Origin of the sequence: Vibrio sp. RM-41-2B (genome assembly GCF_024744415.1) — a bacterium.
GTDB lineage: Bacteria > Pseudomonadota > Gammaproteobacteria > Enterobacterales > Vibrionaceae > Vibrio > Vibrio diabolicus.
The window spans coordinates 131698-158104 of record NZ_JAMQWD010000040.1 but is presented as its reverse complement, the minus strand read 5'-3'; the positions used below and the strand labels follow the sequence as shown (position 1 = coordinate 158104).

Here is a 26407-nt window from a genome sequence, read left to right as displayed (position 1 = left end):
GTGAATTAGCGCTCAGGGGTTTCAAGCAGTTTAACCGCGCAATCTACCGCGTTGTTAATGCCTTGACTACTCTCCAACTTGCCTGAACTTGCGGGACCAAGGGCACAAGAATACAAAGCCAGCTGCTTATCGAACGGCAGATCCAACTGTTCATATAGATTTTGTCGGATTCTTGCATGTTGTTCTGGTTCTTGGTTAGCAAGGCTAATCAACGTTTCATAAATAAGCGTTTTCATGTCATTCCCTTTTCACTTTATTGCACGGGGTGCATATATATTGTATCCGTTTGGAAAGCACAAATCAGAAGCTAGGTCACAGAACGCGTCGCTAAAAAAGTTTATGCGCGCGGTAAATTGTAATACAGACCTAAAGCCGTTTAGAAAAAGAGCAAAGGATAACTCGATAAATCAGCCGATTAACTGGCATTCGCCGCTGTTTGATCACAATGGCATCCGATACAAACAAAAACGCCGCTCTATGAGCGACGTTTTTTATCTCGATTTCAGCTAATCGAGCATGTTTTAGTTGAAGTGCACTAACATTTCAACGTCATCACCTTGTTCTGGTGCTTGAAGAGAGAAGTGCACATAGCCCGCTTCAGTAACAGGAATCGCAAGGTATTCGTTGCTACCTGCATAGTTGGACACGTACTCGTGTTGCTCAACCGTAGGCCAATGCTCCCTACTCGCGTATAGGTCGACATTACCTGTTTGAGAGTGAGCCGTTAGCCATACACGAACCTCTTCAACACCTTCAGGTACATGCACTGCCGCATAACGCTGCTTGTGAACGGTCAGCATTTTTGCTTCACCAGACTCTAATACCACCGGTGCCAAATCGTCTTGCACTTGTGTTGGCGGTGTTTGCGCTTCAACGTCTAAAGCAGCCACAAGATTCACTGAGTCATAGTTATCACGGCCAGTTAAACTGATGTAGTAACGACCTGCTTTCACGTAACCATCCTGCTCTGGCTCAAATACAATCTCTTCATTGCTGCCATCGCCATACTGGCTCATTTCAAAGTCGTAGTAATGCGCAACTTTGTTGTAGCTCATGTAAAGATCCGCATCCCCCGCACCTTCAATAGATACATTAAAGCGAACGGTGTTGGCTGGTACGTCAACGTAGAACAGTTTTTCGCTATACGCTTCGCCACTGAGTTGAAGGCTTTGGTTCGCCGTCAATTCAGTCACTTGTGCTTCAGGTTCTGTTGGCTCTTCTGGGTCAGTACCTGGTTGCTCTGGCTCCACTTCTAACGTATCCAACCAGCGCTCAAACTCTGCGTCATATTGTTGACCTAATGTCGTCACCTGTTGCGCCCACTGTTCAAACTGACCAGTGCGCGACAACGCCAACAAGCTTTCTACGTCTTGCGGATGATTTTCTAGCATGAATCGAACGGCCAAGTAACCCCAACGATAGATACGATTAGTATCGTGAGAATATGTGGTATCAAACACAGTTGAAAGGCTCAGTTTACCGCCTGCAATCAGTTCGATCGCCGCTTGGTAGCCTTGTTTGTAATGCATGTATTCAGCAAAACCTTCCAGCCACCACACGATATGACCGTGGGCTAAGTTATCACTGAACGAGCCGTACTGGTTAAATCGCGCGTCCAAATAGTGCGTGTACTCATGCTCTAGATTCAAGATCGATAAATCTTCGCCATTCGCATAGCGATAAGCCACGAAACGGGCGGTATTGTCCGCTTTTGATGGATTCCCTTCAAGGTACTGACCACCGTTGTCCGTTGTATTACCAAACAGGAACGAAGAATAATCAACGTAGCTGTCGTTACTAGCAAACACCGCCACCTCAACACGATCATTCAAGTCATCAGCGACAGGTTGATTGCCCGTATTCACCACTTGATGGAAGTCGGCTTCTTTCGCAGCCAGTACTTCACACGCTTTCGCAGCTTGAGCATCGGTTAGATCTTCAGAGCGAATGATGGCAGGTCCCTGACACTCAAAACGATTTGGCATCACGCGCGCTGCTAGATCTTGCTTCGCTTGGTCTAGGTCCAGACCGTTTAAGCCTTCAGGAGCGTAGTAGCTCATCATCTCTACGGCAGCAAGCCACAGTTTGTCATGCTCACTGCCCAATGGGTAACGCTGCATCACTTGTTGCATCACAACCAAGGCTTTGCGTTTGGTCTCCTGATCTGGGCTCGCAAGCAAACGACCAGTTTCACGTAATGCATTGAAAACAATAAAGCTCGCATCCGTATCCAATGCCCAAGCGTTATCAGATGCGAATCTCGCTAATGTATCAATATGGTGAGTATTGTTTGCCATGTAGCGGTAGAACTCATCGTTTGCTACATGACCTGCCATAGAACGGAACAGGTTGTTTAAACCATCGACCCATTGCGTGTCCTGCGCGGTTTCACGGTTAAAGTGCATCAACGCGGCCATCATGCTATCCATGGTCAGCGGCAACTGCTTCACGTTATCAACCATCAAAGTCAAGCTCTTCATTGCGCCAACTTGTTCACGGCCTTGATCCAAAGCATGAGGGTTGTTAAGGAATAGGTTCGTCGACTGAGCAAAACGCTGACTCAATGCTTCTGAAAACTCAGGTGTACCTGTGCCAGCATTGTAACGAACGTAGTATGCAGCACGAATAAACTCGCCCAGATTTTCTAGAACACGAGCTTGCTCTGCTTCTCCACGATAGCGGGCAATTTCTTGATCCAACGCGACTTGGATACGGCTTAAGCTCGCTTCGCTGTAAATATCGTTCAGCGTTGCGGAAGGAGCTGAAAACCAAGCGTGGTAGCAATCATACTCAGCACCAGAAACGGCAGCAGCCAAGTCTCTCGATTGTTGTAAATCAGCAACAGCGCACTGGTTTTGTGCAAAAGAGAAGCTAGACACACTCGCTAGCATACAAGCAAGCGCCAAACGATGGCGCGGGAAAAAACGGATATGAGACATAACAACACTCATTGATTATTAACATACATTGAGTGGGGGTTTATATTCTTTACAGCTCAAACAGTGAAATCAGTGTCATAAAATATATGAAATCGCTCCCAAAAATAGGCTTTTTACTCTAAATTTATGGGATCAATCCCAACCCAAGATTTCTCACAATTATCAATAAAAACATTAATTTACCTTTTTCTAAATAACGACTTTATGAGGAAAATTGCCCTTAAACGCCCCTCTTAACTCTTCCAGATAGAGTTCACGACAATCAAAGGTTCTAAATTAAATTTTGATGCTTGATACCATCTATTTTTATTTGTGACTCATTACCAATAAGTCATCGAGTGCATATAAAAAGGTTGGCATTAATGGTAAATTCTCCGCCAAATCAAACACATTTACTCCTCGAGTCATTGATGAGTGAATAAAGCAGATATTTGGCTAGGGATAATACATGTCACTTTGGGGATTTTTGGGAGCGGGGATTGCCTACTTCATGACAACGTTTGCCTTTGTTTTTGGCGGCATTTTTTTGTTATGTGCTGAAGGTAATACATTAAGAGAAACAAAGCGCCAATCATCAATAATGTCCGGGGTTATTGCTTGTACTATTGGAACTTGGGTGCTTGCTTTTGGTGTTTACGTTTACGGTTACTTTTGGGATAACTCTTCTCACTATTATTTTTATTTGCTCGCTCCATGGGGACTTGCCATTTTTGGGGTAAAACTTCGTAACCGCTGGGTTAAGCAATACGCGCGTGTAAAACACGCAAAAGAAGAACAGTGGCAAAAGCGCTGGCGAGAATTATTAGGGGAAGATACTGAAGATCTTCCACCATATACACATGATTACGAGCTCTACTCGGGCATTTGGCAAGCCAATGAAGCGCTCCGAGAACAGTGTTTTGCAGCCCTTCCTCACGGGAAAGCAGTCTACGAGAGAGTGAAAGCCTTCCAAACGATGGCCTCCCCCGCTGGTGACATAAACAATCAAGTTTTGCTGAGTAAACTCGATCAACTAGAGGATGAAATCATTCAAGTTCTTGAGCAACACTCGCAAAAGAAAGTAAGCATTGAAACTGGCGCAGGTACTTTACGCAAAGAGTCAAAACGCAATTTTTATCACCATGAGAATAGCCCAACAGAAGAGCAACTGTACGACTCAATCAACCTCCAACATGATTTGGATCGAGAGCTACGCAACATTATCTATGATCGGCTCGGTTACGATGGCGAAGATGAGTACTTTTTCCTCCAAGCGCCACTCGAAGAGCTTACCGAGAATGAAACCGCAATCAACTGGATGCTCTGGGGTTTAGTAAGCGACCATTTTGCTGTTGACCCATACCAAACGGCGTTGGATCTCAGCCTAATGAATGCGGAACCAAGATGGGGCCAAAATGAACGGTTTGTAATGATTACGGCTCAATAAACGCAAGTACTAAGTCTAACTTTAATACAACCTATTCTGAGACCACCCTCGCGTTGGTTAACTTAGCCAATAAGCCGCCAACACGATCACGCATTTCACGTCTGTCCACAATCATATCTAATGCACCATGTGCCAATAAAAACTCACTTCTTTGAAACTCGTCTGGTAGCTTTTCACGTACCGTTTGTTCAATAACACGCCTTCCCGCAAAGCCGATGCTTGCTTTAGGCTCACCAATATTGATGTCTCCCAACATGGCTAAACTCGCCGAGACACCACCATAAGTTTGGTCCGTCAATACTGAGATATAGGGTAATCTGTGCTCAGATAAGTGGTTTAACGCGGCGCTGGTTTTTGACATTTGCATTAGTGCTACCAAAGACTCTTGCATGCGCGCCCCTCCGCAAGCAGAAAAACACACTAGCCCAGATTTTGTATTAATCGCAGTTTCAACGGCGCGGACAAATTTCTCGCCAACCACCGCCCCCATTGAGCCAGCCATGAAAGAGAATTCAAACGCACAGGCTACAACAGGCAAGCCTAGTAACTTCCCCTGCATCACAACCAAGGCATCTTTTTCTCCAGTCGTTTTCTGCGCGATGGCAATTCGCTCTTTATATCGCTTTAAGTCTTTAAAACCCAAAATATCCTGCGGTTCCAACTCACTTGCCAACTCTTGCTGTGTTCCATGATCCAGAAAAGCGTTCAACCTTTGACGTGCAGCCATTTTCATGTGATGAGAGCACCTAGGACATACTTCCAAATTCTCTTTTAATGCCGCGCGATAAAGTATTTGTTCACATTCAGGGCATTTTGTCCAAACGCCCTCAGGAATAGACGCTTTGCGCGAACCTATTATATTTTTATTCTCAAATAACCTTTCTAGCCAACTCATGAGTACCTCATTATTTATCACCTCGTAGCAGGACATCTGCATCGTTTGCCCGCTCTGACTTTTAAATAAAATTGTATGCTACTCAGTATGAGGATAAAGTGGGATATGCTGGCTTGATAATCCAATAAAGTGGGACAATAGAATGTTTGATGACGTCGACCAAATCTGGTTAAAAAGTTTTCACTGTGTGTATGAAAACAACAGCTTTAAGCGAGCCGCTGAGTGTTTGAATATACCAACATCGAATGTCAGCCGACATATTGCCCTGCTTGAAGAAAAGTTAAACATCAGGTTGTTCAATAGAACGACAAGGCGAATGACGCCTACCGAAGCTGGAGAAGAGCTCTATAGCAGCACTCGTCCATTATTAGAACAACTCAACAACGCGCTAGAAACCGTGACTCGCCACTCGCACACCGTAACAGGAGAGCTACGTATTCTTATGCCAGACACACCTATACTGACCAAAGCGGTTGTCACCTTTTGCACGCAATACCCTTCAATCTCTTTGTCTTGCGATACAACGCTAAACCCAAAAGATGAGGTTATTGATAGCTTTGATGTCATTTTGAGTTTTCATAGAGGGACTTTGTCTGACAGCAATTGGGTAGCAAGGGAAATAAAACGCTGGCCCAGTGCTATTTTGGCTGCGCCTCAACTGCTTAATAAGTGCGGCCGTCCTTACAAAATCACGGATTTAAATCATGTTCCCTGTATCACGACACTTACCGCAGTAAATGGTGCTCCCTGGGTGTTTAAAAACCCCGACGGAGGTCATATTACGCAAACAGTACAATCATCATTCAAAGTAAACAGTGGCCATCTCGCTAAATCTGGCGCGTTATCAGGGCTTGGATACGCAATACTTCCAATAGAATCATGCAAAGATGAGATCGAGAGCGGCAAGCTTGAAGTCATCCCTCTAGAATACGAACCTGAAGATTTAGTGCTTTATGCGCTTTACTCTTCTAGAAAGCACTTAGCCAAGAAAATCTCTATGTTTGTTGAGCACTTAAAACAACACGCGAAACTTAACGCCTAGTTAATCACTAATCATTTATCCCAATAACTATAAAAACTGGCATAGTAGAGCAATTCGACATGCGATTTTCTCAAATAAAAAAGCCAGCAATCGAGATTTACTGGCTTTTGCAAAAGGATTTCCGTTGGCGTTTAAATTCTAAACGCTCCTACGTGACGATCGAGAGTTCTCGATAATTCCGCAAGTTGTTGACTTGATTCTTCCAATTGCTCACTCGCCGTTAGCGCGTTTTTCACGGAGTGACTGACGGTATCCATATTCATGTTAATTTCATTTGCTACCGTCGATTGCTGTTCTGTTGCCGTTGCCACTTGAGTATTGATATCCAAAATAGTGGTCACTTGATCTGCAATTGCCTCTAGTGCTTGTCGAGCGAGCTCCGTTTCTGCAGTGCCTTCTTCAATTAGGGTTCTACTATTACTCATTGAATTAACCGCACTTTGGGCTTCGGTTTGCAACTGATGGATCATATTGTCAATTTCATCAGTGGACTGAGCCGTTTTAGTTGCAAGATTACGGACCTCGTCTGCCACTACGGCGAAACCTCGTCCGGCATCACCGGCGCGCGCTGCTTCAATAGCGGCATTTAACGCTAGTAGATTAGTTTGCTCAGAGATCCCTCTAATGACTTCGAGAATACTACCAATCGACTGAGTGTTGTCCGCAAGGCTTACGATAATATTGGAAGTACTGTTCATCTCGTTTTCAAGATTCGTCATCGCCGTCTTGGTGCGTTCTAACGTCTTGTAGCCATCTTGAGTTTCATTACTTGCCGTACTCGCAGCACTCGCTGCACCAGCAGCATTTGACGCAATTTCGTTGACGGTCGCGATCATTTCGTTCATAGACGTGACAACCAGCATGGTTTGCTCATTCTGCTCCTGCCCTCTTGCAAGCGCTTGTTGAGATTGTCCACGCAGCGCGACAGCGGAATCATTCAGATCCACACCAGTATTTACAACTTGTGTAATGATTTCATGTACCTTGCCAACAAACACGTTGAACGCCGAAGAAATTTGTGCGACTTCGTCATTACCTTTTGCTGGTAAACGAACCGTTAAGTCTCCGTCACCTTTCGAGATGTCTTGCAACGCCTCCTTAAGCGCAGAGAGCGGTCGCATCAGCTTGTTGAGTAGCAGCGATAGAGCCAACACACACAGAACGAAGATCACCACCATGGAAATCAGTTGGGAAGTAATAATTCCATTCGTCGCTTGGCTTACCTCTGTAATAGGAATACCAATATCAAACGTGCCGTACAACTGACCATTCACGTAGATCGGCGCCATGATATCAAACACCCACACTTTCTGGACATCGGCATACCACTTTGAATACTGTTGTACCCCCTTGGTTGCACCTTCAACGGTGTAGTTATCATTGTAGGTTTTATTTAGCTTTTGCTTATCACTGTGAGCAACCGCCGTCACATTGCGATCAATTACGACTGCATAGCTTACGTCTGAACGTTGTTTCAAACCCTCAACGAGCGATTGTAAGTCTTGCATTGGGTTGGCTGAGTTCTCCAAAATATAACTTGCATTTCCTGCTAAAAACTCAGCTTGAACTTGGGATTTGTTTAAGATGATGTCATCGATTTTCTGACTCGAAATTAGGTACGTTGATGCCATACTTGCTACAACAGCAATACCAAACATGGCGCAAACGGCTAATAAGATGATTCTTTTCATTTTAATTGTCTCGGTACAATTCAATGTGATGCTCACGACAGAGCGTTAAGCCTTTCGCCTCTTATAACCAACACAAACTATATTTTTAGCCTGTCTGGCAAAGCTAGACGTAACTTTGTAGCCACTGTATCTGCCTGATTACCGATAACTTTAGAATGAAGGAAGAAAAGTCTTCAAAACGTCACATTTCTACGAGGTTTGGCTGAAAGACAAGAGAGCAATCGCTAACTTAAAGTAAGCGGCCACACTAGCATCGAGTGTTAAAGAAAGAGTTCTAGTTAGAGCCTTGAAAATATAAATAAGCGAGCGCTTCGACCTATATTCTTACAATTCTCCTTTGCTCAATTAAGTTAATTCTATTCCAAACTCTTTGATAACGATGGTCACAATGAAGAAACAAACGATTGAAATAATGACGAAAATTCCCAAAGAGAACCAAAACGAATATCGGCTCAGTAAGAAAGGAAAAACTAGAAACATCGGCAATGTAGGCAGTACATACCAAAAAGTATAAAACGCGTGGTTCGCGAGCTTTTCCTGACCTTGCCCTTCAATATACATCCAAATCAAAGCTAAAATAGTGACCGTCGGGAGCGCTGCAATCAGCGCTCCCGCTTTATCACTTCTCTTGGCAACTTCAGATATCAGCACCACTATTCCTGCGGTTAACGCGCACTTAGTAATCATCCACAACATGAAAGAGCTACCTTTAATAAACAAAAAAGCGACGTAATAATTACAACAGAGCTTAGCTCATTAACGTCGTAAACCCGTGCATGCCCATATACATACCAACGGCACTAATCAAGATCCCCGATAGATAAGGTGCACGACGAGCCACATCGTTCAAACCACCCCACTTCGATGTTGCTTTTTGAACGCCCACTGCCGCGACAACACCAACCGCAACTAAAGTTAACGCTAGACCAATACTGAACGACACCACCAAGGTTGCACCAAGTGTCATGGCTCTAATCCATGTCGCGTACAACCAGAGATCAAAAGAAGCTCAATACCCGTGTCAGCAAAATACAGGGTCAGGTGAATGGTCTTAAAAAATGCTGGAAGCAGAACATGAGTGCCAAGATGTGTTGCAACAAATCGCTGCAATTCGAGGGGCTGTAAATGGCTTAATGAAAGAGGTGATCAAAGGCCATCTCATCGAACACGTCGTATTGGAGGAAGAATTAGAAAAGCGTGAAGCTGATATGGAAGTTGTACTTAAAGTGTTGGACTCCTATATCAAATAACACGATTTCACTAATTTTTTGAAGTGCCATTATCGATTGTCATTAAAATAGATAACGCAAGTCCTAAGGCGATAATTTGCAAATGCCTCGCTCGATATCCAATACATAAACATTATTTTTATAAGACTCGAGTCGCAGCGAACACATTGTCTGCATAGTAAACTCCATGCATTTAAACTGTACATGGAGGTTACTATGCCTGGTGCTTTCGCACATATCACAGCGGTAAATGAAGCTTCTGCTAATAATGCATTGATGAAGTTAAACATACCTCAAGAAGCAAAAAAGGCTTTAGCTCAAAATAAACGGTATTTAGAGCTCGGTTGTGTGAGCCCCGACTATCCTTACCTTGCTCTAATGGATTCTGCGCAAAATAAGTGGGCAGATAAAATGCATTACAACCACGTTGGTAAGCTAATTGATGCTCTTATTCAGCAGGTAAAGGCCGCAGATAACGAACACTTTGAAAAAACCTTCTCATGGTTATGTGGCTTTGTAGCACATGTGGCAACCGATATTACTCTTCATCCTGTTGTTGAATTAAAAGTGGGCCCTTACGCAGAAAACGCCCAGCACCACAGAATTTGCGAAATGCACCAAGATGCTTATATTTGGCCATCCAGGATGCAACTCGGAAGTATTGGCCTTGCAGATAGAGTCAGAGAAAACATCGGCAGTTGTGTGGACCAGAGTAACAACAACCTAATAGATCCAGTTATTCGTACTATTTGGTCTAGTGCCCTTTCAGCTACTTACCCTGAATATGCTAAAGAATGCGAACCTGACGTAAACGTCTGGCACGAAGGATTTCAATCCGTTGTGGATAATGCTGAGGAGTCGCATCGCTTATTTCCCTGGGCGAGGCATGTGGCTTCCAAACTAGGGTTAACTTACCCGCTTCCAAACGAAGTTGACTCTACTTATATTCAGGATTTAGAAACGCCAGATGGTATTAAGCACTACGATGAAATTTTTGATAAGGCGATTAAGACAATCCAAATATTTTGGGAAAAGCTGGCAGCTTCCATTTATGAAAACCAAGATACTGGCTTTTTTGAAAATTGGAATTTAGACACTGGTCGAAATGAAAACGGACAGCTTAGTGCTTGGAGAAATCTATGAAGCTAATCATCGTTATCACCCTTCTTCTCTCATTGACTTCTTGCGCTAACAAATCTCAATATTCTGAAGAAGTCATGTTTGATATGGCCTCGATTTTAAAAGATGTAGCCCAAGCTGTTGACGGTGAGCTCAAGTTTGGAGAAACAGCAGGACTAACAGAAAAAGAAATCTTCGAAAATGCGATGTCAGCTAATCCAGCTCAAATCACCAAACTCTCACAGTTAGCTATCGATGGAAACATTTCTAATTATCGAATTCTTTCAGAGTTTCAAGGTAATAATGCAGTTATGTTGATATGTGACGGAGATATAGCATTAATGGAAGATGCAGGTTGCAACTCAGAATTTGATAAGATCTATTGGGACTCTCCAAAACCTTACTCATGCCAAATCAAACTTGATGCGGCAGCTCTTTGTACTGATTAACAGTAGGGAAAATAGAGGAAATTTATGAGTAATACATGGCTTTAACTTATGCCTGTCATGTATTACTCACAATATGCAGAAACAGGTAATATTTAAAAAGCTCAAGCTTACCTGTAAGAAATCACTACGTTCTGTAAAGCACTTTTACAACATGCCAGCCGAACTTGGTTTTGACTAGATGTGGCGTCAGAACCTCGCCAGAAAAGCACACTTTGTCGAACTGAGGTACCATTTGACCACGGCGGAACTCACCAAGATCACCACCGCGCTTACCTGACGGGCAAGTGGAATACTTCTTCGCTAGTGTCTGAAACTTTGCGCCTTTTTTCAGTTGCTTGATAATGTCTTCTGCTTGCTCTTTGTGCTTCACAAGAATATGTAATGCGGCTGCTGTATTTGCCATTGATCTATCTCTCACTATTCTGGTCGCGCAAGTGTACCCAATCCCTTTTAACACGCCAAACATTTCTTGTTTATACCTAGGCGGCTTCAAGGTTCAAATACATGGGACTATAAAACTTTCGGCATAACAAGATTAAAATACAACCAAGTTTTGCTCAGTTAATCACTATTCTTTAAGAGATTGTCTAAAAAGCTCACATTTGTCTCTCCGATGGTTGAAGCCTTCGTCTGATAAGATTAGATTAGACACAATTCGGTGGTATTTATAAGGTTATTTCATGGCAAAAGTCGTTAGTAAAGCGAATCAATCTCAGGGCATGTTGATGTTCAAACTCACCCTGCAACAGAGTTTCGCGATAGGCACGCTAAAAGTCCGTGAAATCGTTCCGTATATGCCAACCACGAAGATCCCTTACTCGCATCATCACGTCATTGGCACCGTTACAATACGTAACTTAACAGTGCCTGTGATCGACATGTCAGCGGCTGTCGGCTTTCGTCCTATCAGTGAAGAAGAATACAAGAATTGCTACTTGATCGTGACAGACTGTTTGCGAACCGTGGTCGCCTTTATGGTTCGTAGTATTGAGAAGATCATTGAATGCGATTGGAAAGCCATTGAAACCCCACCAGCGAGCGCTGGGAAAAATATTTTCGTAACAGGTATTACTCGCTACGAAGACAAAACGGTTCAGATGCTGGATGTAGAACTGCTGCTTTCCAAAATTTATCCGCAATACGAAAACTCAAAGATCCCGATGCTGACAGATGTTGAACGTGAGCGCCTAAAAGCATTAAGCATTCTTTTGGTGGATGACTCTTCCATCGCTCGTAAACAGCTGTGCGATGCTCTTGATAGTATCAATATCGGATACCAAATTTGTAAAAATGGTTTAGACGCATTAGAACTGATGAAAAGCGAGGCTGAGGCTCATCGACCAATCGATATTTTGGTCAGTGATATTGAGATGCCAGGGCTTGACGGCTACGAGTTAGCATTCGAAGTACAAAATGACTCCGCTCTTAATCACTCATACCGCATTTTGCATACGTCGTTATCGAGCGAAATCTGTGTAGACAGAGCTCACCAAGTTGGCGCACACGAGGCGCTTGAGAAGTTCAATGCTGGTGAGCTGATTGAAGCCATGCTGCGCGGTGCAAAAGAACTAGAAGCCAAAGCTATGGCTTCTTAACTCTTAACTAAACAGCCAAGAAGCAAATTGTCGAATATGGGTGTTTTGCGGCCATTTTTTCGCGCAGAAGCTTTGATGTTCGCAGCTGCTAGTTTCTCAGGTCACTTCTTTGGCATCGAGTAACTACGAGATACAAACTCTGTCTCTTCGACTTGATTGATGTGATTAATATAAGAAGTCAAGCTATAAAGTACATTCGCCAATAAGTTCGCGTAACGAAATAGAATAGGGGCAGGTTGTTTCTTACCTGCATGTTCGATCGCAACTAATGCTCGTACCGTTTTTTTAGCTTGGCAACGGCACAAATGCAATTGACTGGATGCTGGGTGCCCTCCAGGTAGAACGAAACCTTTGAATCCACCATCAATGCGTTGCTTAAGTAATTCATAATCTGCCTTTAGCTCTTCAACTTCCGCTTCTGTAATCGCTAGCTTTCCGCGAACCGAACCATTTAGGTGATAAACATTAGGCTGCATTCTTGTCAGTATATCGCGGCTAAACTCGTCCAGATCCATCGCAAGAACTAAACCAATACGACTACAAAGTTCATCTGCCGTGATTTCAAAGTCACAAACCGGACTGTCCTCGTAAATAAAGGGATAGCAAATCTCGCTCAATTCCTTGCTCACAGGCTTCATGCTTTTGTTCCAATATAAAAAAGGGAGCCAGTATAACCTAACTCCCCTTATGCGTTCATTATTCCGAATGCTCGATATTTACATGACCGATTTACAATCAAGCACTTTCGATTTTCTTGTGACCTTCTTGAAGGTGAACAAAGTCCACTAAATCGTCGCCAGAGACTTGATACGCTTGACCAAAGCCTTTCACAAATAGCCCCGATTCTGGCTTTAAGTTAAACAACACGAAATCCTCTAGTTGGCTGAGACCATCAATAATCTCACCAAAACGCTCTTTCATTTGTCCAACAACTTGGTGCCACATCTCCGTGTCACGCTCAACCACATTTGCCACAGCATCAAAAGTTAAGCGCTTACGAGCAAACAACTGCTTTGAAGATTCTTCATCTTCGATCATCATCAAAGAAACGTTTGGATTTTCTAGAAGGTTACGAGCATGACGAGCGATTTTAGAAATGAGTACGAAGTAGCCTTCCTGATTTTGGACATAAGGCGCGTAGCTTACATTAGGGCGAGCTTCTGCATCGACAGTTGCAAGCTGAAGCGTACGACGCTCCTGACGAAACTCTTTGATCTCTGGCCCTAAACGACCTTGCAAACGCTCTTGTTTAACTTGTTGATCCATATTGATACCTGACTTTACTAATTAGTATTCGAGTTGAGCCTCGATTATGTTTGTGATTACTTTTTCAATTCGGCTTGCAGGGCGCGGAATGCCGTGACTTGATCTTCAAGTAGCTCGCGCTTTTCGTTACGGCCTAAATAAACTTTGAAAATATTGCTTCCGCACTCAGAGAAAAAGCCAAAATAGTGACTCTCTCTGCCCATAAACGGTTTGCTGACCAATGCAACATTTTTAACATTATCTAGCTTCAAGTGACCGTGTAGCTCACCTTCTCTGCCCATTAAATTGTAATAGCCACGCGCTACTTTTCCCTTTGGGAATGGCGCTTTGACTTCAAAAATAGAGCCAAAAGAGTGAACAATAGTCGTCACTGGGCCGAAGCCAACCAAACCTTCTAGAATGCTTTGTGCTTGCGCTCCTGGAGCGATGGCCACCATTTCCTGCGGCAAAGCCGCAACAACCTCAAATTCAGAAATACCGAGACGTTCTGCCATCGCTGCTGGCAATAATTGCGGTTCTTGCTCTAGTAATGCTTCAACTTGTTGTTTGATTGATTCCATATGTTTTCCGTCTTTTTTCAATTTTTTCATTAATTATTGGATACTTTCGGTACGGTTTCGTTCATCTCTGACGTAAGTACCTGAATACAACCTTGAGCCAATGAAACAGCCCAGAAACTACCAGCAAGAGTAAGAAGTAGGCTGCGTTCATGCAGTTCCACTAAACCTTTTTGCTGCCACACTTTAAATAGGGGCATTAAAAATCCGAACGTGTCCTCCCCCATAAACGATGGCAGTTGGTTTGCCTGAACGATACCGCGATCAAACCCGGATTTGAGTGCAGCAAATAGTGGCTCTAGAGGGCTTTGCTTCATCATCATAGCGATGGTGCTTTGCCCTTCTTTGATGGCTTTAATATAGGTCGCCAATGTGCGATGTTGCATCATTCCGTAACCACCGATATTACCTCCAGCGCCACAGCCAATTGGCAGTACCTCTGCATATGTCTTGGCTAAACTGTTGTATAAACTACGTTCACGGTTATCGATTGCCCAATGGTTCACACTCAGTTGCTTCATATGGTGTTTGGCCATAAAGTTCACACCGAGCTCATACATGCCTGCTTTTTCTGGCGTGGTAGCTGGTGGGGGGATTTTTCCTTTTTCTACAAGGTTAAGCATGGGTGCTGAACCACCGACTACCAACTGATATAAGTCCAACCCGTGTGCGCCAGTCGAGAGAAAATCATTTAAATCTTGCTCTAACACTTCTTTGGTTTGATAAGGCAAGCCGTAGAGTAAATCGATAATGACAGGAATTTTGTCATCGTTGGCAATCTCGCTAACTCGCTTGAGCACATCTTCTCTATCATCTAACCGTTTCGCGCTGCGACGCACTTGTGTATTAAAACTTTGCACACCAAAAGAGAAACGATTAAATCCACCGTCGAGAGCGCCTTGGTATAGCTCATCAGAAAAACGGTTGATGCGACCTTCTAAGGTGATTTCACAATCCGCAGCCAAAGGAAAGTGCTCATGAATCGCCTGACCTAACACGCGAACCTGTGCTGGAGACAGATCCGTTGGCGTTCCACCACCGATATACACAGCATGGAAAATACCGTTTTGTGTCCAAGGCAATGCAGCTTTCTCCTTGAGCTCCTGCATCAGTGCGTCAAAGTACTCATCAACCAGTGCGCGGCTCGCAGCATTTTGAAAGAAGTTACAAAAGGTGCAACGTACGCGACAAAATGGAACGTGAATATAAAGACAACGTTTATTGGTCGCTTTAACCGAGTTAGCGGTAACGCTTGAAAAAATCGCCTGCTGCTGAGGTGGAGGTGCAGGCACGCTCGCTCCGCCAGCGTGTGCCGAATGTTTCTTAACAAAGGCAAATCGCAATGGGTCAGGGCTATCGCTTCCCAACACTGATTCGTCAAATTTATCGATATCGACGCTCATATATACTCGCTTAGCTCCCACCATATAAGGGGTAGAGGCTGGTCTTTAAAAATCTGCAAGAATCATAATTTGAGCGTAATGATAATGCAATTGATAATTGATCTTATTTCGGTTGTGAGTAATAATCTGCTCAAGTTTTCATAGTTTCCCGAGATATTCCGTGAACGTACAAAGATATGTCATTGCAGGAGGTGCTTCCCTTGCCATCCATGCCGCACTTCTTTTTGCTTCTCAAGAAACGAAAGTGTTCGCGATGCCTGCTGGAAATCCAGCAAGTTCGGTAAGTTTAAACCTTGTATCGGCACCACCACCTACCGTCGAAAAATCCACGCCAGAAAATGTGGCGCCACCAAAAGAGCCGCAGCCTCAGGAGCAGCCTGAGCCAGAAAAGAAGATCGTAAAGAAACAGGTCGTTAAGAAAGACGCTGTTAAGAAAGAGGTAGTGAAGAAAAAAACAGAGCCGATTAAACAATCTAAGCCTAAGACGGTGGAACCAGCCAAAGCCGTAACAAAACAAGAGAATCAGCCCGAAGCCAAACCGAAGAAAAAAACGGAACCGGCGAAGAAAGAGATGGTCGCTCAGCAAACCGCGCCAGCGAGCCAATCCAAAGGGGCAACGTCTCAACCTATTTTGGTCGACAAACCAACGTTTGTGAATCAACCAACTCAGCCTCGCTACCCAAGATCTGCACAAAGACGCGGTATCGAAGGCGTAGCCTTATATGAAATATGGCTCGATGAAAATGGCAATCAAATTAAACAGGTTTTGATTGAGTCTTCCGGCACAGAATCGCTGGACGCCTCAGCTCTTCGTGCCATCAAACAGTGGCAATTTACACCACATATTTCGGGCGGGCTAAAAGTGGCTCACCGAGTACAAGTACCTGTTCGTTTTAAGTTGGATGGATAATGGAACAACTACAAGAATTACAAACTCAACTTGGCCTAATGACATGGCCTTTGATCATTTGCTCAGCCCTCACCGTCATGATCATTACCGAGCGGTTATTCCACGTTTTGATTAGCCTTGGCGTCGGGAAACGAGCCATTCGCCAAAAGCTCATTGGATTGGACCCAACGAATGGAAACGATCTTGAGACGCTTGCAGAAGAATTGTCGCATAAGCGACCGCTCCTTTATCGTGGCGTTGCCATGTTGCTTGCCCATCACTCTTTCTCAAAGTCTCTAAGAGAAGATGCCGCAGGCATTTGGCTGCAAGAAAAACGTCATCAGCTGCATTCTGGCCTTCGCTTACTGACGTTGATTGGCGTCATCAGCCCTTTGATTGGTTTGCTTGGTACGGTACTTGGCTTAATTGAGATGTTCAAAGGCATCGCTGTCTCAACGGGGAATATCACCCCGAATGATTTGGCAGACGGTCTAGGTTTGGCCATGCGAACTACTGCAGCAGGCCTTATTATCGCCCTTCCTGCGATTTCAGGAGCACAAATCATTGGTTTGTGGGCGGATCGTGTGATCGCCAAACTCGAACACACATTAAACTATGTCAACTTATGGCTTGAAGGTATCTCTCTGCAACACGTGTCGCCAGACAATTCAACATTAGCAGTGCGCTCTTCTGCAAAGGTCGAGGCAGAAGCACAATGATTAAAACGCCACAAGACAACACTCGTAACGACTTAACTCCTGATTTAACACCGCTGTTGGACATCATTTTTATCGTAATGGTTTTCCTGATGTTAACTGCAGCGGTCAAGCTCGATTCATTAGATGTCAATTTACCGAGTACAGAATCTCAGGCCGTTGCAAATGTCGATAAGCAATCCATCACGGTAAATATTCTCAAAGACGAGCCTTACTGGGCCATTAACGGCAAGACATACATCGATTGGGACAACTTTACCCTCGCGCTGCTAGAAGAGAGTAAATCAAGCGATAAACCGATTGTGATTGGAGCAGAAAAAACCGCGAACATTCAGTCGCTAGTTCAACTTCTCGGCTTTTTACAAGAAAACGGAATTCAGGCAACTCAGTTACTCACTGAAGAGCCATCATAAAAATAAGTAAGATAGAGATCCTTTCAAAATGAAGAACACACGTGCCACCATTCATGCTGTTGTTACGGCAGCCATTTCCCTACTTGCGAGTAGCCAACTTTTTGCCAATGAAACACCATCATCAGAGCGTGTTGTTAGTGCAGGCAGTGCCGTCACTGAACTGTTGCTTGAACTCGACGCCAAAGATAGCTTGGTTGCTATCGACGTAACCAGTCAGTTACCAAAAGGCATGGAGCTGCCTAAAGTAGGCTACCATCGCCGCCTTTCAGCAGAAGGGTTGCTCGCCTTACGTCCGACAAAAGTCATTGGCTCTGATGAGATGGGACCGAAAACGGCATTGAACCAATTAAAATCGGCGGGGGTAGATGTAGAAATCGTCAATACCGATGCCAACGTTGAGGGCCTTTACCAACGTATCGATCAAATTGCGAACCTTATGAATCGCCAGGCTAAAGCGGAAGATTTAAAGCAAGATGTGAAAGCACAAGTTCAAGCACTCAATGCAAATCAACCTGCTCAAGCTCAGAAAAAGAAAGTACTGTTTCTACTCATCCATGAAGGTCGACCTGCGAACGTTGCAGGATCAGAAACCACCCCCGATGCAATTATCCAGCTAGCAGGCGGACAAAACCCAGCTGCTGACCAGCTGTCTTCTTACAAGCCTTTATCCACAGAAGCCATGGTAGAGATGCAGCCTGACGTTATTCTCGTTAGCGGTCGCAGCTATGAAACGCTGGGCGGTGCCGATGCGATTTTAAAAGCAATGCCACTTCTCGCCGCAACACCTGCGGGAATGAATAAAAATATCATCACGATTGACGGTCACGCCCTTGTTGGTGGTTTGGGTCTTAAAAGCCTTGCAGAAGCCGAGCGTCTGAATGCGCTGCTTTACCCATAGAGACATGACATGTTGTTAAGACGTATCTCCCTTTCAACGACGTTATCAGTACTTAGTGGCTTTTTAGCATTTGTTGCTATCGCCTCTATTACAGTAGGTCCAATGAGCATTAGTTTCACTGACAGTTTGCGTAGCCTAACAGGAAGCAGTTCTGATCTCGCTCCTCACATTCAGTTGGTGATTAATGAGATCCGATTGCCTCGCACCATTTTGTGTATGTTCATCGGCGCCATTTTGGCAATTTGTGGTGTGGTTATGCAGGGCTTGTTCCGTAACCCATTAGCCGAGCCTGGTATCATTGGTGTATCTGCTGGGGCAGCACTTGGCGGTGCGTTCGCTATTGTTGTATTTGCTGAGTTTAGCCAAAACTATCCGCAACTGATGAACTTAGCTGCGCTGCCTCTTTTTGCTTTCCTAGGTGGTGCGTTGACGACCATTCTCGTTTATAAACTCGGCACAAGTAAATTTGGTACCTCAGTTACGATTATGTTGTTAGCTGGTGTCGCCATCAGCGCGCTTTCAGGAGCGGCGATCGGTTATATGAACTTTATCGCTGATGATCAGATGCTACGAGATCTGACACTTTGGTCCATGGGCTCATTAGCTGGCGCAAATTGGTCGGGGATAGGCCTATCCGCTGTCACGCTGGTCGTCCTATCATTCTGGTTCCAGAAAAAATCGATGGCGCTAAATGCTCTGCTGCTAGGGGAATCAGAAGCAAGACACTTGGGAGTTCCAGTCCAAAAACTCAAAAGACAGCTTATTTTGCTCTCTGCATTGGGGGTTGGTATTACGGTGAGTATTAGTGGTGCAATTGGTTTTATTGGGCTCGTGATTCCTCACTTAGGACGCATGCTAGCAGGCCCCGACCATAGAACGCTACTGCCAATCTCTGCACTCATGGGAGCGCTGCTTCTTACCGCTGCTGATATGTTTGCTCGTATTGCCGTGGCACCAGCAGAATTACCCGTCGGTATCGTGACCGCCTTGATCGGTGCGCCCTTCTTCATCTACTTATTGTTCCAGCAGAAAGGGAAGATTTTGTAATGAACCAGATCGTTTTATCGGGTAAAAACATTTCGATGAAATTTGGCAAGCGCGTTGTTCTCGATGACATCAATATTGATATCCGAGCTGGTGAAGTGACCGCCCTACTCGGCCCCAACGGTGCGGGCAAAAGTACTTTGCTCAAGCTTCTGTGTGGTGAAATCTCTTCAAATCATGACATCGCCTACTTCGGTAAACAAAAGCATGATTGGGAGCCTGAAAAAAGCGCAAAACACATTGCGATGCTTCCACAGCACAGTACGTTGACCTTCCCATTTTTAGCCAGAGAAGTGGTCGAATTAGGCGCGATTCCGCTATCGCTGTCCAATAAAGAAACCACTAAGTTAGCTTTACATTACATGAAACAAACCGATGTACTGCATTTGGCAGAAAGCCTCTATCCATCTTTATCTGGTGGCGAAAAGCAACGATTACATCTAGCACGCGTGATGACACAGCTACACCAATCTGGCGAGGAACGAATCTTGATGCTTGATGAGCCAACCTCTGCGTTAGATCTCGCCCACCAACACAACACGTTAAAGATTGCTCGTGAGGCCGCGAAAATACAGAACGCCGCAGTCGTTGTCGTGTTGCATGACTTGAATTTAGCCTCCCAGTACGCAGACCGACTTGTACTTTTGCATAAGGGAAAACTGGTTTGTGATGACACACCATGGAATGCACTGACGCCAGAGCGCATTGAGCACGTTTATGGCTACCGCTCCATCGTGACAAAACATCCAACTTTAGACTTTCCTCAAGTTCACGCCGCCGCTTAGCGTGTCTCTCTTCTGAGCCGTCTCTTCTGCTTTCCAAACGACAAAGGCCCGCAATAATCATATTGCGGGCCTTTGCTTTGATATTTAATCGAATCTTGGGCTCAAAAGAGCGGCGAGAAAATTACTTTGTTCTGCCTTGGCTTTACAACCAAAGCAGCAAACAAGTGTTCATCTAGCGCTCTCAATTGCTATTACTTACTCATTTGGATCAATGAACGACCAATCAACCACTCGAGCTCTTTGTCACCACCTGCGCCAAACTGGCTTTCAACCATTTTGTATAAACGGTCAATACCGTTAGCAGCAAATTCTTGCGCATTTTCGGCCGTGACAATGTGATGGAATAGCAGTCGTAAAATCGCGAGGAACTCAGCATCTTCCAGTGCTTTAATCCAACTTTGTGAAAATGCACTTAGCCCTTTATCAAACTCTAGGTGTTCAATAAACATTTTAAAGATACGGCCATCCAGTGCGGCGGTGAAGTCCGTTTTCTTAGGGAAGTGATGGCTAATACCGGTACGAGATATACCTGTCTGCTGACTTAGAGTCGTGTACGACATTTTGTCGTAACCTAGTCTTAGTAGCTGATCAACAACGGCATCCATGATCTTTTGGATAGTGATTTCGGTATCTTCTTTACTACGCTTTGGCATATTTTAAGCTCTTCTCTTTGTAAATCCATCTAACTCACTATTAAATGAGGCCAGAATGAAATCATTCTTAGCATTATACCCAAGTTGCCCAAGGCACTTCGTTAAGCGAAACCTAAAAATTGAACCGCTAACACCTGCGCATTAAGGCCATTTGGATATATGTACTGCAACTACTTAATATAAAGTTAAGTTCCAAATCATAACGTCTTTACAGTGCGTAATGTGCAATTTGCAGTTATGTTTTTGTCAATACATGCTACTCAAAATAAGGCGAAAAGTTAGTCTCATCAAAACCTTGCGCCATTTATTCATCGAAACTATTCAAAGACCAAGAATGATAATTATTAAAAATAATCAATCAAGAAATAGTCTTATAAATTGTCCATTAGTTCAACTGGGCTGAGCGAAATCTCGTCACTATGTTCGTTAATTGATTTTAAATGTTGATATATATCACATTAACGTTCTTGATGATTTAGTAATCCAATCTTTAACCCTTACTTAACAAGCGCCTATTCTGTTCTTTTTTTATTCAAAACTCGTCATTTTTGTAGATACAGATCAAATACCTGATAGAATACCCTTAGTATTTACAAGAGGATTCGTTATGAGTGTCGAATTAGAAAAAAACCAAGTATGTGAAGCTTGCGGCTGCGCGGGCGAGATTGGCTTCATCATCAAAGAAGGTGACGAAGTTGCCGACGTAACGGTTTTCGCACAGACAAAAACAGAGCTAGAGTCTGAACTACAAAAATACATTGAGCTCGCTAAATCAGTATGTGCTGATGTTGAATACAATGTTTCTGAAATAACAGAAGAGTCAAACCAAGCGACGGCTCGATTCAAATTTGAAGTAAGTGCTGAAAAGCTTATCTTTGAATTAAAAACTCGCTCAATCGCGCGTTAATGGAAAAAGCGAGCTCTGTGCTCGCTTTTTTATTTTTCCGTTATCCTAATATTAAACAGACCGTTTTTTGGCGTTTATTTATCTTTTTTGAATACCACCCACTTTAACGAACCATTCGTTTCAAAATCGTTCTCAGCTGTACACATCAGTAATACACCCTCAACATTAATCACGGCTCCGGTGGTGTAGGCTTTATCATCGTAGTAACAGATACGCTGACCTACCTTGCCGTCAGCGACCACCAGCGCTTTGCTTTCTGGCGTACTGTATGATTTAGCAAAAGCGGCCCCAGATAGTAGTACTACTACAGCACCAGCGGCAAAAATAGACACTCTTTTTAACTTCATGAAAATCTCCCTCAGACGCTCATGATACTAACAAGGACGCTTGTTCAGTTCTTGGCAGAATCTCATATTCTTCATATCTCTACTGATATTTTTCTCACATTTACTTTTAAATAAACTATATAATCAATCACTTAATCATTCCCTAACTTGCACACTGAAGCAACTCGGCATCGTGAGAGCGTGTATGCTTTCAGATAAAGCCCTAATTTGAAGTTCTTGGGCTAAAAATCAAAAACTGTTAACAAAGTATGCATAATGAGTCTATTTAAGTATAAGATGAGCACTTAAGATCTCTATGTTTAACTAAGTCTCTGGCTATGCGTTTTGTTTCCCTTTTCCTTACCTTGATGCTGCTCTGCTTCCCATCTTTCGCATATGAGCTAGATTACTACTCTAAGTTTGGTCACACCGATAATTACGGTAATCTTGATCTACGAAACAAACCTTACACCCAATTACCTTCTGGGTTAGTGGTCAAAGGCAACTTAAATATCTCGCAAACCCCGATCAAAAAGCTGCCTAAAGGGCTTGATGTTGGAGGCAGTTTGGAAGCAACCAACAGCGCACTCAAAACCATTCGCTCAGGTACAAAGATAAAAGGTTATGCGAACCTACTGGGTAGTAAGATCGAAAGCTGGCCTAGGGGCATCAAACTCGGCGGTTATCTGAACTTGACGGATACACCATTAAAAACGCTCCCAGCTAAACTTCGAGTCAAAGGCGATTTAAGTGTTATTCGCACTCCTATCTCTGCTCTTCCTGAAGGATTGGTGGTTGATGGTAACCTTTATATAGGAGGATCAGCGCTACAAGTATTTCCAGACACGATGACGGTGAAAGGGAATATCTTTTTAGGTGGTAACAAGATCACCAAGTGGCCTAGCAATTTAACCCTTGGCGGGGCCGTTGCTCCTTAAAAAGCAAACAAGAAAAAACCCCGGAAAACCGAGGCTTTAAGGCGTTCATAATCCATCAAGTTCAGCGATGAATACTACTCTTGATTGTTCACTGGGTTGGCATAGCTCGCCACCAAATAAGGTCTTGCCCCTTCAGGTAACTGCTCCAATTTATCCGCAAGATGACGTTTCACCGCCTCTGTGATGATGCTCGAATCTTCACGTCCAGCAGCTAACAAGTTGATTGGGTACAACTTGTAGTTATTGTGAATTTGGCGATCGATTTCACCGGCAAGAGATTCTGGCGTTTCAAACTCTTGCTCAATCACATCACCAAACGCGACATGCACACGGCCTTTATAACCAATGATGCCCTGAATGATGCTTTCGATATCTTCAAATTCACCTTTTTCATAACGGCCATTTTCTGCTTTTTCGTACAGCTCTTTTGCTTTGGCAATGTCACATGGATCATTTTCATAGGCAATCGAGACAGGAACGATTTTCAAAGAACGCGTGTATTCACCAAAGCTGATCTTCTGCTTGCGGCCTTCAACATGGAACATTTTTAAAATCGCAGGATCAGTAAAGTCGTTTCCATCTTTAGCACGACCTTCCTTTTGGGCAATCCAAATTGAATTACCGGTATCAAGCGAGTGTTTAATGTAGCTCGACAGTTGTCCTAATGCTTTCATCATTTCTCTAGGCGCCTTAGCAGAGCGCTTAACGATGAAGCTTTTATTGAGTCGCATTAATTCTGTCGCACATGGCTTCTTCAGCAGGTTGTCACCAATCGCAATACGAACTGTACGGTGCCCACTTTGGTACAAGCCATAGTTTACTAGCGCAGGGTCCATCGCAATATCACGGTGGTTAGAAACGAATAAGTACGACGTGTTTTTATCCAGCTTATCCAAACCAGAAAAAGTGACGCCATCCGTTGTCTTATTCAATGTATCTTTCAGATACTTCTTCACTTCAATCTGAATCGCTTCTACTGAATCAAGCTTGCTCCATTTAGCTTTCAGGTAGATGCGCAGGATCGGGCTCATTAGCGTTTTAAACCACGCTGCTTTATTAGCAAAGCGATGATCGAGAATAGCAGTGATAAATTCATCATCTTGGATTAGACGATCCAGCGCTGCTGGAATTTCTTCGTCATTGTAAGGACGAATTTCAATATAAGGATCGGTATTGGCAGTCATTGTTCATTACATATCAAAAAAAGCTGGCACATTTTACGCATAGTTTTGCTGACAAGCAGCATTTCAACCCATACTTTTAACATGGTCATACCAGTTAGGCTACAATTTCTCATGCTAAAAAATTCTCTCAGCTGGTTGGAATCGTATAGGTTTAACGTTACCCTTAGCGCCAAAAAACACTGGTACTCATAATGAACTACGCAATTGAATTTCACGACGCTAAATACCCCTTTCTTGAAGTAGCTGCGCGCAAAAAAGCACTGAAGCACAGTCTACTGTCTGTCGTAGAAGGGTTAGCCGTCATTAAATTGGGTAAGCAGGAGTATGCCATTGAACCAGGCCAATATTTTTGGATTCCTCAAGGATGTTTGAGCTCCCTCACCTTTTTACCTAATTCTCGTGTATATCGTTGTGATTTTTCTGTGCGTTTAAATGATGACTTCTCACAACAAGCAGGTTTTGTGAAACCTTCACCGCTGCTAAAAGCCCTCGTCGAGAAACTAGCAACAACAGCCGAGCGCTCAGATCTGCAAACCGATCTACTGACGGTAGTAAGACATGAAGTATTGACTCTCTCTCCGAAACTAGCGCACTCAACGTTAACAAAAACCATCAATCAGTGGACGCCTGGTTGTGACATGGACATTTCTAAGGAGCTGTGCTTGGTACTGACACTCCGTGAAGCAAGAAAAATGAAGCTGTCGGGAAAGAAAAAAGAGCAGATTGTCGATACGCTTTTTGCGGGTAACACAGAAGAATATGAGCAACTTTGCTTTTTGGTCTTTGGAGAAGCGCTATAACTCGCATTCTAACGAGCCATCTTTTCAGTATTACGCAGAGTGACGCGCGCAGAAAATAGAGACTCAGATAAAAATAAAAAGGGCGTACATGGATGATGTACGCCCTTTTTATTTTCGCTCAAGGTGACTAGAAGGGAACTTCAATCTGCATCATCCAGTCAGCGTCGTAATATTCGTGCCAACGATAATCAAATCGCATTCTTGGCTGTCCGTCGGATTTATCACCAAAACCCACGCTGAACATCAGGCCATGACTACGGAGCCACTCTTCTGTGTCCATTTTGCTCTCTTCGTCTCGGAGCTCTTCCGGCATCCAAAAACCAAGCCCAAAATAATTCTTTTCTAGATTTTGGGTTAGGAGTGGTGTGTCTTCCGGCTTAATCGCCCACTCTTCCCAATAGTTTTCTGTTGGCCCTTCGAATTTCGCTTCCGCAGCATACCAAATCAACGCATCCGTACTTAATACGCCAATGGAATCTAAAATTTCTTCACAGATAGGAAGGGTGTTATCTTCAAACACAACAGAACGATCAGAAAAATAGTTACACGCAGAATGAGCTTGTGTGACCACAAGCAGCGCACATGCACTAAATACGGCTAATCTGACCATGAAAATCTGACCTCTCAGTTCCCAGATAATGTTTCTTTGTATAAGCCTTTGTTAAGCAACAATTCACAGACGGACGGGGTTGTGTAGGCGTTTATATCTTCACCCGTAACCAATGCGTTACGTATATCCGTGCTTCTGACTTTTACTTTTTCAGGGCACGCCATAACAGTCCAACGTTCCATAATCTCTTCTGCTCTACTAAATTTAGCAAATTTGAAGAAATTATCAGGACCTATGACAAAAGTTATATCGGCTGTTGGGTAGATTTCTTGAATTTTTTCTAACAACGCATAGGTTGTCACACTTTGTCCGGGTTGGTACAAAGCTTGCTCTGCATCAGAACGCCGAACATTAGAAAGCCCCATATCTTTGATGAATGCATCAACCATTTTGCACCGAGTTGGGTAATCGAGCATATTCTTGCCCCAAGCGTGTGCAATGCTAGGTTCAAGTAGCACAAGGTCAAAGTGGCTCAATGACTCAATAACACTTTTGTGCCCTAAACTAGGTGGGTTAAATGCACTACCAAAAATGGCGATTTTTTTCATATCCGGTGATTACCTGGTTGAAGAGAGTTTTCTAATCTGATGATTTCGGTATGATACTACTAATCTTTACAGCTTTTGACCCTAA

The 26407-nt window shown here is 43.7% G+C and carries 29 protein-coding genes and 2 pseudogenes; 15 read left to right on the top strand and 16 right to left on the bottom strand.

Annotation, left to right across the window (positions count from 1 at the left end; translation table 11 throughout):
* Positions 1-5: 5 nt before the first annotated feature.
* Both NB463_RS18295 and NB463_RS18290 read right to left on the bottom strand, forming a co-directional pair.
* Positions 6-236 carry a PAS factor family protein gene (locus tag NB463_RS18295; protein ID WP_005375384.1) on the bottom strand — a complete coding sequence of 77 codons (231 nt, stop codon included), beginning with the start codon at positions 234-236 and terminating at the stop codon, positions 6-8.
* 285 nt (positions 237-521) lie between these two features.
* On the bottom strand, positions 522-2939 hold the full coding sequence (locus NB463_RS18290) for a M9 family metallopeptidase (protein ID WP_258431317.1): 2418 nt from the start codon (positions 2937-2939) through the stop codon (positions 522-524).
* A 448-nt stretch (positions 2940-3387) separates the two neighbouring features.
* Between NB463_RS18290 and NB463_RS18285 the strand changes: the two genes are divergently transcribed.
* Entirely contained in the window at positions 3388-4365 is a 978-nt protein-coding gene (locus NB463_RS18285) for a hypothetical protein (protein WP_258431316.1), read from the top strand.
* Positions 4366-4396: 31 nt separating this feature from the next.
* Here the strand turns inward: NB463_RS18285 and accD are convergent, their stop codons facing one another.
* The gene (gene accD / locus NB463_RS18280) at positions 4397-5260 is read right to left on the bottom strand and encodes an acetyl-CoA carboxylase, carboxyltransferase subunit beta (protein ID WP_065645740.1); all 864 of its coding nucleotides are present in this window, start codon (positions 5258-5260) and stop codon (positions 4397-4399) included.
* Positions 5261-5402: 142 nt separating this feature from the next.
* Here accD and NB463_RS18275 point away from each other — a divergent pair, with 142 nt between their 5' ends.
* The gene (locus tag NB463_RS18275) at positions 5403-6302 is read left to right on the top strand and encodes a LysR family transcriptional regulator (protein WP_258431314.1); all 900 of its coding nucleotides are present in this window, start codon (positions 5403-5405) and stop codon (positions 6300-6302) included.
* Positions 6303-6433: 131 nt separating this feature from the next.
* On the opposite strand, the gene NB463_RS18270 is transcribed toward NB463_RS18275, so the two are convergent.
* From NB463_RS18270 to NB463_RS18260, 3 genes and pseudogenes are all read right to left on the bottom strand, one after another.
* Positions 6434-7993: a methyl-accepting chemotaxis protein gene (locus NB463_RS18270; protein WP_258431313.1), complete on the bottom strand. Its 1560-nt coding sequence runs from the start codon at positions 7991-7993 to the stop codon at positions 6434-6436.
* A gap of 345 nt (positions 7994-8338) precedes the next feature.
* Positions 8339-8689 carry a DUF3147 family protein gene (locus NB463_RS18265; RefSeq protein WP_258431312.1) on the bottom strand — a complete coding sequence of 117 codons (351 nt, stop codon included), beginning with the start codon at positions 8687-8689 and terminating at the stop codon, positions 8339-8341.
* A gap of 52 nt (positions 8690-8741) precedes the next feature.
* Positions 8742-8963: pseudogene (locus tag NB463_RS18260) on the bottom strand (nickel/cobalt efflux protein RcnA); the annotation flags it as partial.
* A gap of 8 nt (positions 8964-8971) precedes the next feature.
* Between NB463_RS18260 and rcnR the strand changes: the two are divergent.
* The 3 genes and pseudogenes from rcnR (at position 8972) to NB463_RS18245 (ending at position 10790) form a co-directional block, all read left to right on the top strand.
* Positions 8972-9243: pseudogene (gene rcnR, locus NB463_RS18255) on the top strand (Ni(II)/Co(II)-binding transcriptional repressor RcnR).
* A 195-nt stretch (positions 9244-9438) separates the two neighbouring features.
* Positions 9439-10365, top strand: a complete 927-nt coding sequence (locus tag NB463_RS18250) for a zinc dependent phospholipase C family protein (RefSeq protein WP_258431311.1) — start codon at positions 9439-9441, stop codon at positions 10363-10365.
* A complete protein-coding gene (locus tag NB463_RS18245; RefSeq protein WP_065645734.1) occupies positions 10362-10790 on the top strand; it encodes a hypothetical protein in 429 nt (142 codons plus the stop codon). Before NB463_RS18250 ends, NB463_RS18245 begins: the two co-directional genes overlap by 4 nt.
* 124 nt (positions 10791-10914) lie before the next feature.
* On the opposite strand, the gene ppiC is transcribed toward NB463_RS18245, so the two are convergent.
* Positions 10915-11256: a peptidylprolyl isomerase PpiC gene (gene ppiC, locus NB463_RS18240; RefSeq protein WP_074189873.1), complete on the bottom strand. Its 342-nt coding sequence runs from the start codon at positions 11254-11256 to the stop codon at positions 10915-10917.
* Between the two features lie 214 nt (positions 11257-11470).
* On the opposite strand from ppiC, the gene NB463_RS18235 reads away from it, so the two are divergent.
* Complete coding sequence (locus NB463_RS18235; RefSeq protein WP_005392519.1) at positions 11471-12385, top strand: chemotaxis protein; 915 nt, start codon at positions 11471-11473, stop codon at positions 12383-12385.
* 101 nt (positions 12386-12486) lie between these two features.
* Here the strand turns inward: NB463_RS18235 and NB463_RS18230 are convergent, their stop codons facing one another.
* From NB463_RS18230 to hutW, 4 genes are all read right to left on the bottom strand, one after another.
* Positions 12487-13023, bottom strand: a complete 537-nt coding sequence (locus NB463_RS18230; RefSeq protein ID WP_258431310.1) for an ATP:cob(I)alamin adenosyltransferase — start codon at positions 13021-13023, stop codon at positions 12487-12489.
* A 97-nt stretch (positions 13024-13120) separates the two neighbouring features.
* Entirely contained in the window at positions 13121-13651 is a 531-nt protein-coding gene (gene hutZ, locus NB463_RS18225) for a heme utilization protein HutZ (protein WP_065645732.1), read from the bottom strand.
* A gap of 56 nt (positions 13652-13707) precedes the next feature.
* Entirely contained in the window at positions 13708-14211 is a 504-nt protein-coding gene (gene hutX / locus NB463_RS18220) for a heme utilization cystosolic carrier protein HutX (RefSeq protein WP_047008487.1), read from the bottom strand.
* A 29-nt stretch (positions 14212-14240) separates the two neighbouring features.
* The gene (gene hutW / locus NB463_RS18215) at positions 14241-15611 is read right to left on the bottom strand and encodes a heme anaerobic degradation radical SAM methyltransferase ChuW/HutW (protein WP_258431309.1); all 1371 of its coding nucleotides are present in this window, start codon (positions 15609-15611) and stop codon (positions 14241-14243) included.
* 160 nt (positions 15612-15771) lie between these two features.
* Between hutW and NB463_RS18210 the strand changes: the two genes are divergently transcribed.
* Genes NB463_RS18210 through NB463_RS18185 form a run of 6 tightly spaced genes read left to right on the top strand, consistent with a single transcriptional unit; the run spans position 15772 to position 20356 of the window.
* A complete protein-coding gene (locus tag NB463_RS18210; RefSeq protein ID WP_258431308.1) occupies positions 15772-16521 on the top strand; it encodes an energy transducer TonB in 750 nt (249 codons plus the stop codon).
* The gene (locus NB463_RS18205; RefSeq protein ID WP_005392513.1) at positions 16521-17219 is read left to right on the top strand and encodes a MotA/TolQ/ExbB proton channel family protein; all 699 of its coding nucleotides are present in this window, start codon (positions 16521-16523) and stop codon (positions 17217-17219) included. The genes NB463_RS18210 and NB463_RS18205 overlap by 1 nt, the downstream gene beginning before the upstream one ends.
* Positions 17216-17629 carry an ExbD/TolR family protein gene (locus tag NB463_RS18200; protein ID WP_048625312.1) on the top strand — a complete coding sequence of 138 codons (414 nt, stop codon included), beginning with the start codon at positions 17216-17218 and terminating at the stop codon, positions 17627-17629. Before NB463_RS18205 ends, NB463_RS18200 begins: the two co-directional genes overlap by 4 nt.
* Positions 17630-17657: 28 nt before the next feature.
* Entirely contained in the window at positions 17658-18527 is an 870-nt protein-coding gene (locus NB463_RS18195) for a heme/hemin ABC transporter substrate-binding protein (protein WP_258431307.1), read from the top strand.
* Between the two features lie 9 nt (positions 18528-18536).
* The gene (locus tag NB463_RS18190; protein WP_047008433.1) at positions 18537-19574 is read left to right on the top strand and encodes a FecCD family ABC transporter permease; all 1038 of its coding nucleotides are present in this window, start codon (positions 18537-18539) and stop codon (positions 19572-19574) included.
* Positions 19574-20356: a heme ABC transporter ATP-binding protein gene (locus tag NB463_RS18185; protein WP_085344544.1), complete on the top strand. Its 783-nt coding sequence runs from the start codon at positions 19574-19576 to the stop codon at positions 20354-20356. Before NB463_RS18190 ends, NB463_RS18185 begins: the two co-directional genes overlap by 1 nt.
* Positions 20357-20547: 191 nt before the next feature.
* Here the strand turns inward: NB463_RS18185 and NB463_RS18180 are convergent, their stop codons facing one another.
* Positions 20548-21009 carry a TetR/AcrR family transcriptional regulator gene (locus tag NB463_RS18180; RefSeq protein ID WP_005392508.1) on the bottom strand — a complete coding sequence of 154 codons (462 nt, stop codon included), beginning with the start codon at positions 21007-21009 and terminating at the stop codon, positions 20548-20550.
* Positions 21010-21616: 607 nt separating this feature from the next.
* Between NB463_RS18180 and NB463_RS18175 the strand changes: the two genes are divergently transcribed.
* Positions 21617-21916: a YfcZ/YiiS family protein gene (locus tag NB463_RS18175; RefSeq protein WP_074189865.1), complete on the top strand. Its 300-nt coding sequence runs from the start codon at positions 21617-21619 to the stop codon at positions 21914-21916.
* 74 nt (positions 21917-21990) lie between these two features.
* Here NB463_RS18175 and NB463_RS18170 read toward each other — a convergent pair whose 3' ends face one another.
* A complete protein-coding gene (locus NB463_RS18170) occupies positions 21991-22263 on the bottom strand; it encodes a YnjH family protein (RefSeq protein ID WP_047008434.1) in 273 nt (90 codons plus the stop codon).
* A gap of 317 nt (positions 22264-22580) precedes the next feature.
* Between NB463_RS18170 and NB463_RS18165 the strand changes: the two genes are divergently transcribed.
* On the top strand, positions 22581-23180 hold the full coding sequence (locus NB463_RS18165) for a hypothetical protein (protein WP_031780261.1): 600 nt from the start codon (positions 22581-22583) through the stop codon (positions 23178-23180).
* 74 nt (positions 23181-23254) lie between these two features.
* On the opposite strand, the gene NB463_RS18160 is transcribed toward NB463_RS18165, so the two are convergent.
* A complete protein-coding gene (locus NB463_RS18160; RefSeq protein ID WP_005392503.1) occupies positions 23255-24364 on the bottom strand; it encodes a 1-acyl-sn-glycerol-3-phosphate acyltransferase in 1110 nt (369 codons plus the stop codon).
* Positions 24365-24555: 191 nt separating this feature from the next.
* Between NB463_RS18160 and NB463_RS18155 the strand changes: the two genes are divergently transcribed.
* On the top strand, positions 24556-25164 hold the full coding sequence (locus NB463_RS18155; protein ID WP_006742202.1) for a hypothetical protein: 609 nt from the start codon (positions 24556-24558) through the stop codon (positions 25162-25164).
* A gap of 127 nt (positions 25165-25291) precedes the next feature.
* On the opposite strand, the gene NB463_RS18150 is transcribed toward NB463_RS18155, so the two are convergent.
* Positions 25292-25774: a hypothetical protein gene (locus tag NB463_RS18150; protein WP_006742203.1), complete on the bottom strand. Its 483-nt coding sequence runs from the start codon at positions 25772-25774 to the stop codon at positions 25292-25294.
* 14 nt (positions 25775-25788) lie between these two features.
* A complete protein-coding gene (locus NB463_RS18145; protein ID WP_074189864.1) occupies positions 25789-26322 on the bottom strand; it encodes a nicotinate-nicotinamide nucleotide adenylyltransferase in 534 nt (177 codons plus the stop codon).
* Between the last annotated feature and the right edge of the window lie 85 nt (positions 26323-26407).

Excerpts from the sequence above, each read along its gene's own strand:
- NB463_RS18295 (WP_005375384.1), bottom strand. The coding sequence starts at position 236 with ATGAAAACGCTTATTTATGAAACGTTGATTAGCCTTGCTAACCAAGAA.
- NB463_RS18290 (WP_258431317.1), bottom strand. The coding sequence starts at position 2,939 with ATGTCTCATATCCGTTTTTTCCCGCGCCATCGTTTGGCGCTTGCTTGT.
- NB463_RS18285 (WP_258431316.1), top strand. The coding sequence starts at position 3,388 with ATGTCACTTTGGGGATTTTTGGGAGCGGGGATTGCCTACTTCATGACA.
- accD (WP_065645740.1), bottom strand. The coding sequence starts at position 5,260 with ATGAGTTGGCTAGAAAGGTTATTTGAGAATAAAAATATAATAGGTTCG.
- NB463_RS18275 (WP_258431314.1), top strand. The coding sequence starts at position 5,403 with ATGTTTGATGACGTCGACCAAATCTGGTTAAAAAGTTTTCACTGTGTG.
- NB463_RS18270 (WP_258431313.1), bottom strand. The coding sequence starts at position 7,993 with ATGAAAAGAATCATCTTATTAGCCGTTTGCGCCATGTTTGGTATTGCT.
- NB463_RS18265 (WP_258431312.1), bottom strand. The coding sequence starts at position 8,689 with ATGTTGTGGATGATTACTAAGTGCGCGTTAACCGCAGGAATAGTGGTG.
- NB463_RS18250 (WP_258431311.1), top strand. The coding sequence starts at position 9,439 with ATGCCTGGTGCTTTCGCACATATCACAGCGGTAAATGAAGCTTCTGCT.
- NB463_RS18245 (WP_065645734.1), top strand. The coding sequence starts at position 10,362 with ATGAAGCTAATCATCGTTATCACCCTTCTTCTCTCATTGACTTCTTGC.
- ppiC (WP_074189873.1), bottom strand. The coding sequence starts at position 11,256 with ATGTTTGGCGTGTTAAAAGGGATTGGGTACACTTGCGCGACCAGAATA.
- NB463_RS18235 (WP_005392519.1), top strand. The coding sequence starts at position 11,471 with ATGGCAAAAGTCGTTAGTAAAGCGAATCAATCTCAGGGCATGTTGATG.
- NB463_RS18230 (WP_258431310.1), bottom strand. The coding sequence starts at position 13,023 with ATGAAGCCTGTGAGCAAGGAATTGAGCGAGATTTGCTATCCCTTTATT.
- hutZ (WP_065645732.1), bottom strand. The coding sequence starts at position 13,651 with ATGGATCAACAAGTTAAACAAGAGCGTTTGCAAGGTCGTTTAGGGCCA.
- hutX (WP_047008487.1), bottom strand. The coding sequence starts at position 14,211 with ATGGAATCAATCAAACAACAAGTTGAAGCATTACTAGAGCAAGAACCG.
- hutW (WP_258431309.1), bottom strand. The coding sequence starts at position 15,611 with ATGAGCGTCGATATCGATAAATTTGACGAATCAGTGTTGGGAAGCGAT.
- NB463_RS18205 (WP_005392513.1), top strand. The coding sequence starts at position 16,521 with ATGGAACAACTACAAGAATTACAAACTCAACTTGGCCTAATGACATGG.
- NB463_RS18200 (WP_048625312.1), top strand. The coding sequence starts at position 17,216 with ATGATTAAAACGCCACAAGACAACACTCGTAACGACTTAACTCCTGAT.
- NB463_RS18195 (WP_258431307.1), top strand. The coding sequence starts at position 17,658 with ATGAAGAACACACGTGCCACCATTCATGCTGTTGTTACGGCAGCCATT.
- NB463_RS18190 (WP_047008433.1), top strand. The coding sequence starts at position 18,537 with ATGTTGTTAAGACGTATCTCCCTTTCAACGACGTTATCAGTACTTAGT.
- NB463_RS18185 (WP_085344544.1), top strand. The coding sequence starts at position 19,574 with ATGAACCAGATCGTTTTATCGGGTAAAAACATTTCGATGAAATTTGGC.
- NB463_RS18180 (WP_005392508.1), bottom strand. The coding sequence starts at position 21,009 with ATGCCAAAGCGTAGTAAAGAAGATACCGAAATCACTATCCAAAAGATC.
- NB463_RS18175 (WP_074189865.1), top strand. The coding sequence starts at position 21,617 with ATGAGTGTCGAATTAGAAAAAAACCAAGTATGTGAAGCTTGCGGCTGC.
- NB463_RS18170 (WP_047008434.1), bottom strand. The coding sequence starts at position 22,263 with ATGAAGTTAAAAAGAGTGTCTATTTTTGCCGCTGGTGCTGTAGTAGTA.
- NB463_RS18165 (WP_031780261.1), top strand. The coding sequence starts at position 22,581 with ATGCGTTTTGTTTCCCTTTTCCTTACCTTGATGCTGCTCTGCTTCCCA.
- NB463_RS18160 (WP_005392503.1), bottom strand. The coding sequence starts at position 24,364 with ATGACTGCCAATACCGATCCTTATATTGAAATTCGTCCTTACAATGAC.
- NB463_RS18155 (WP_006742202.1), top strand. The coding sequence starts at position 24,556 with ATGAACTACGCAATTGAATTTCACGACGCTAAATACCCCTTTCTTGAA.
- NB463_RS18150 (WP_006742203.1), bottom strand. The coding sequence starts at position 25,774 with ATGGTCAGATTAGCCGTATTTAGTGCATGTGCGCTGCTTGTGGTCACA.
- NB463_RS18145 (WP_074189864.1), bottom strand. The coding sequence starts at position 26,322 with ATGAAAAAAATCGCCATTTTTGGTAGTGCATTTAACCCACCTAGTTTA.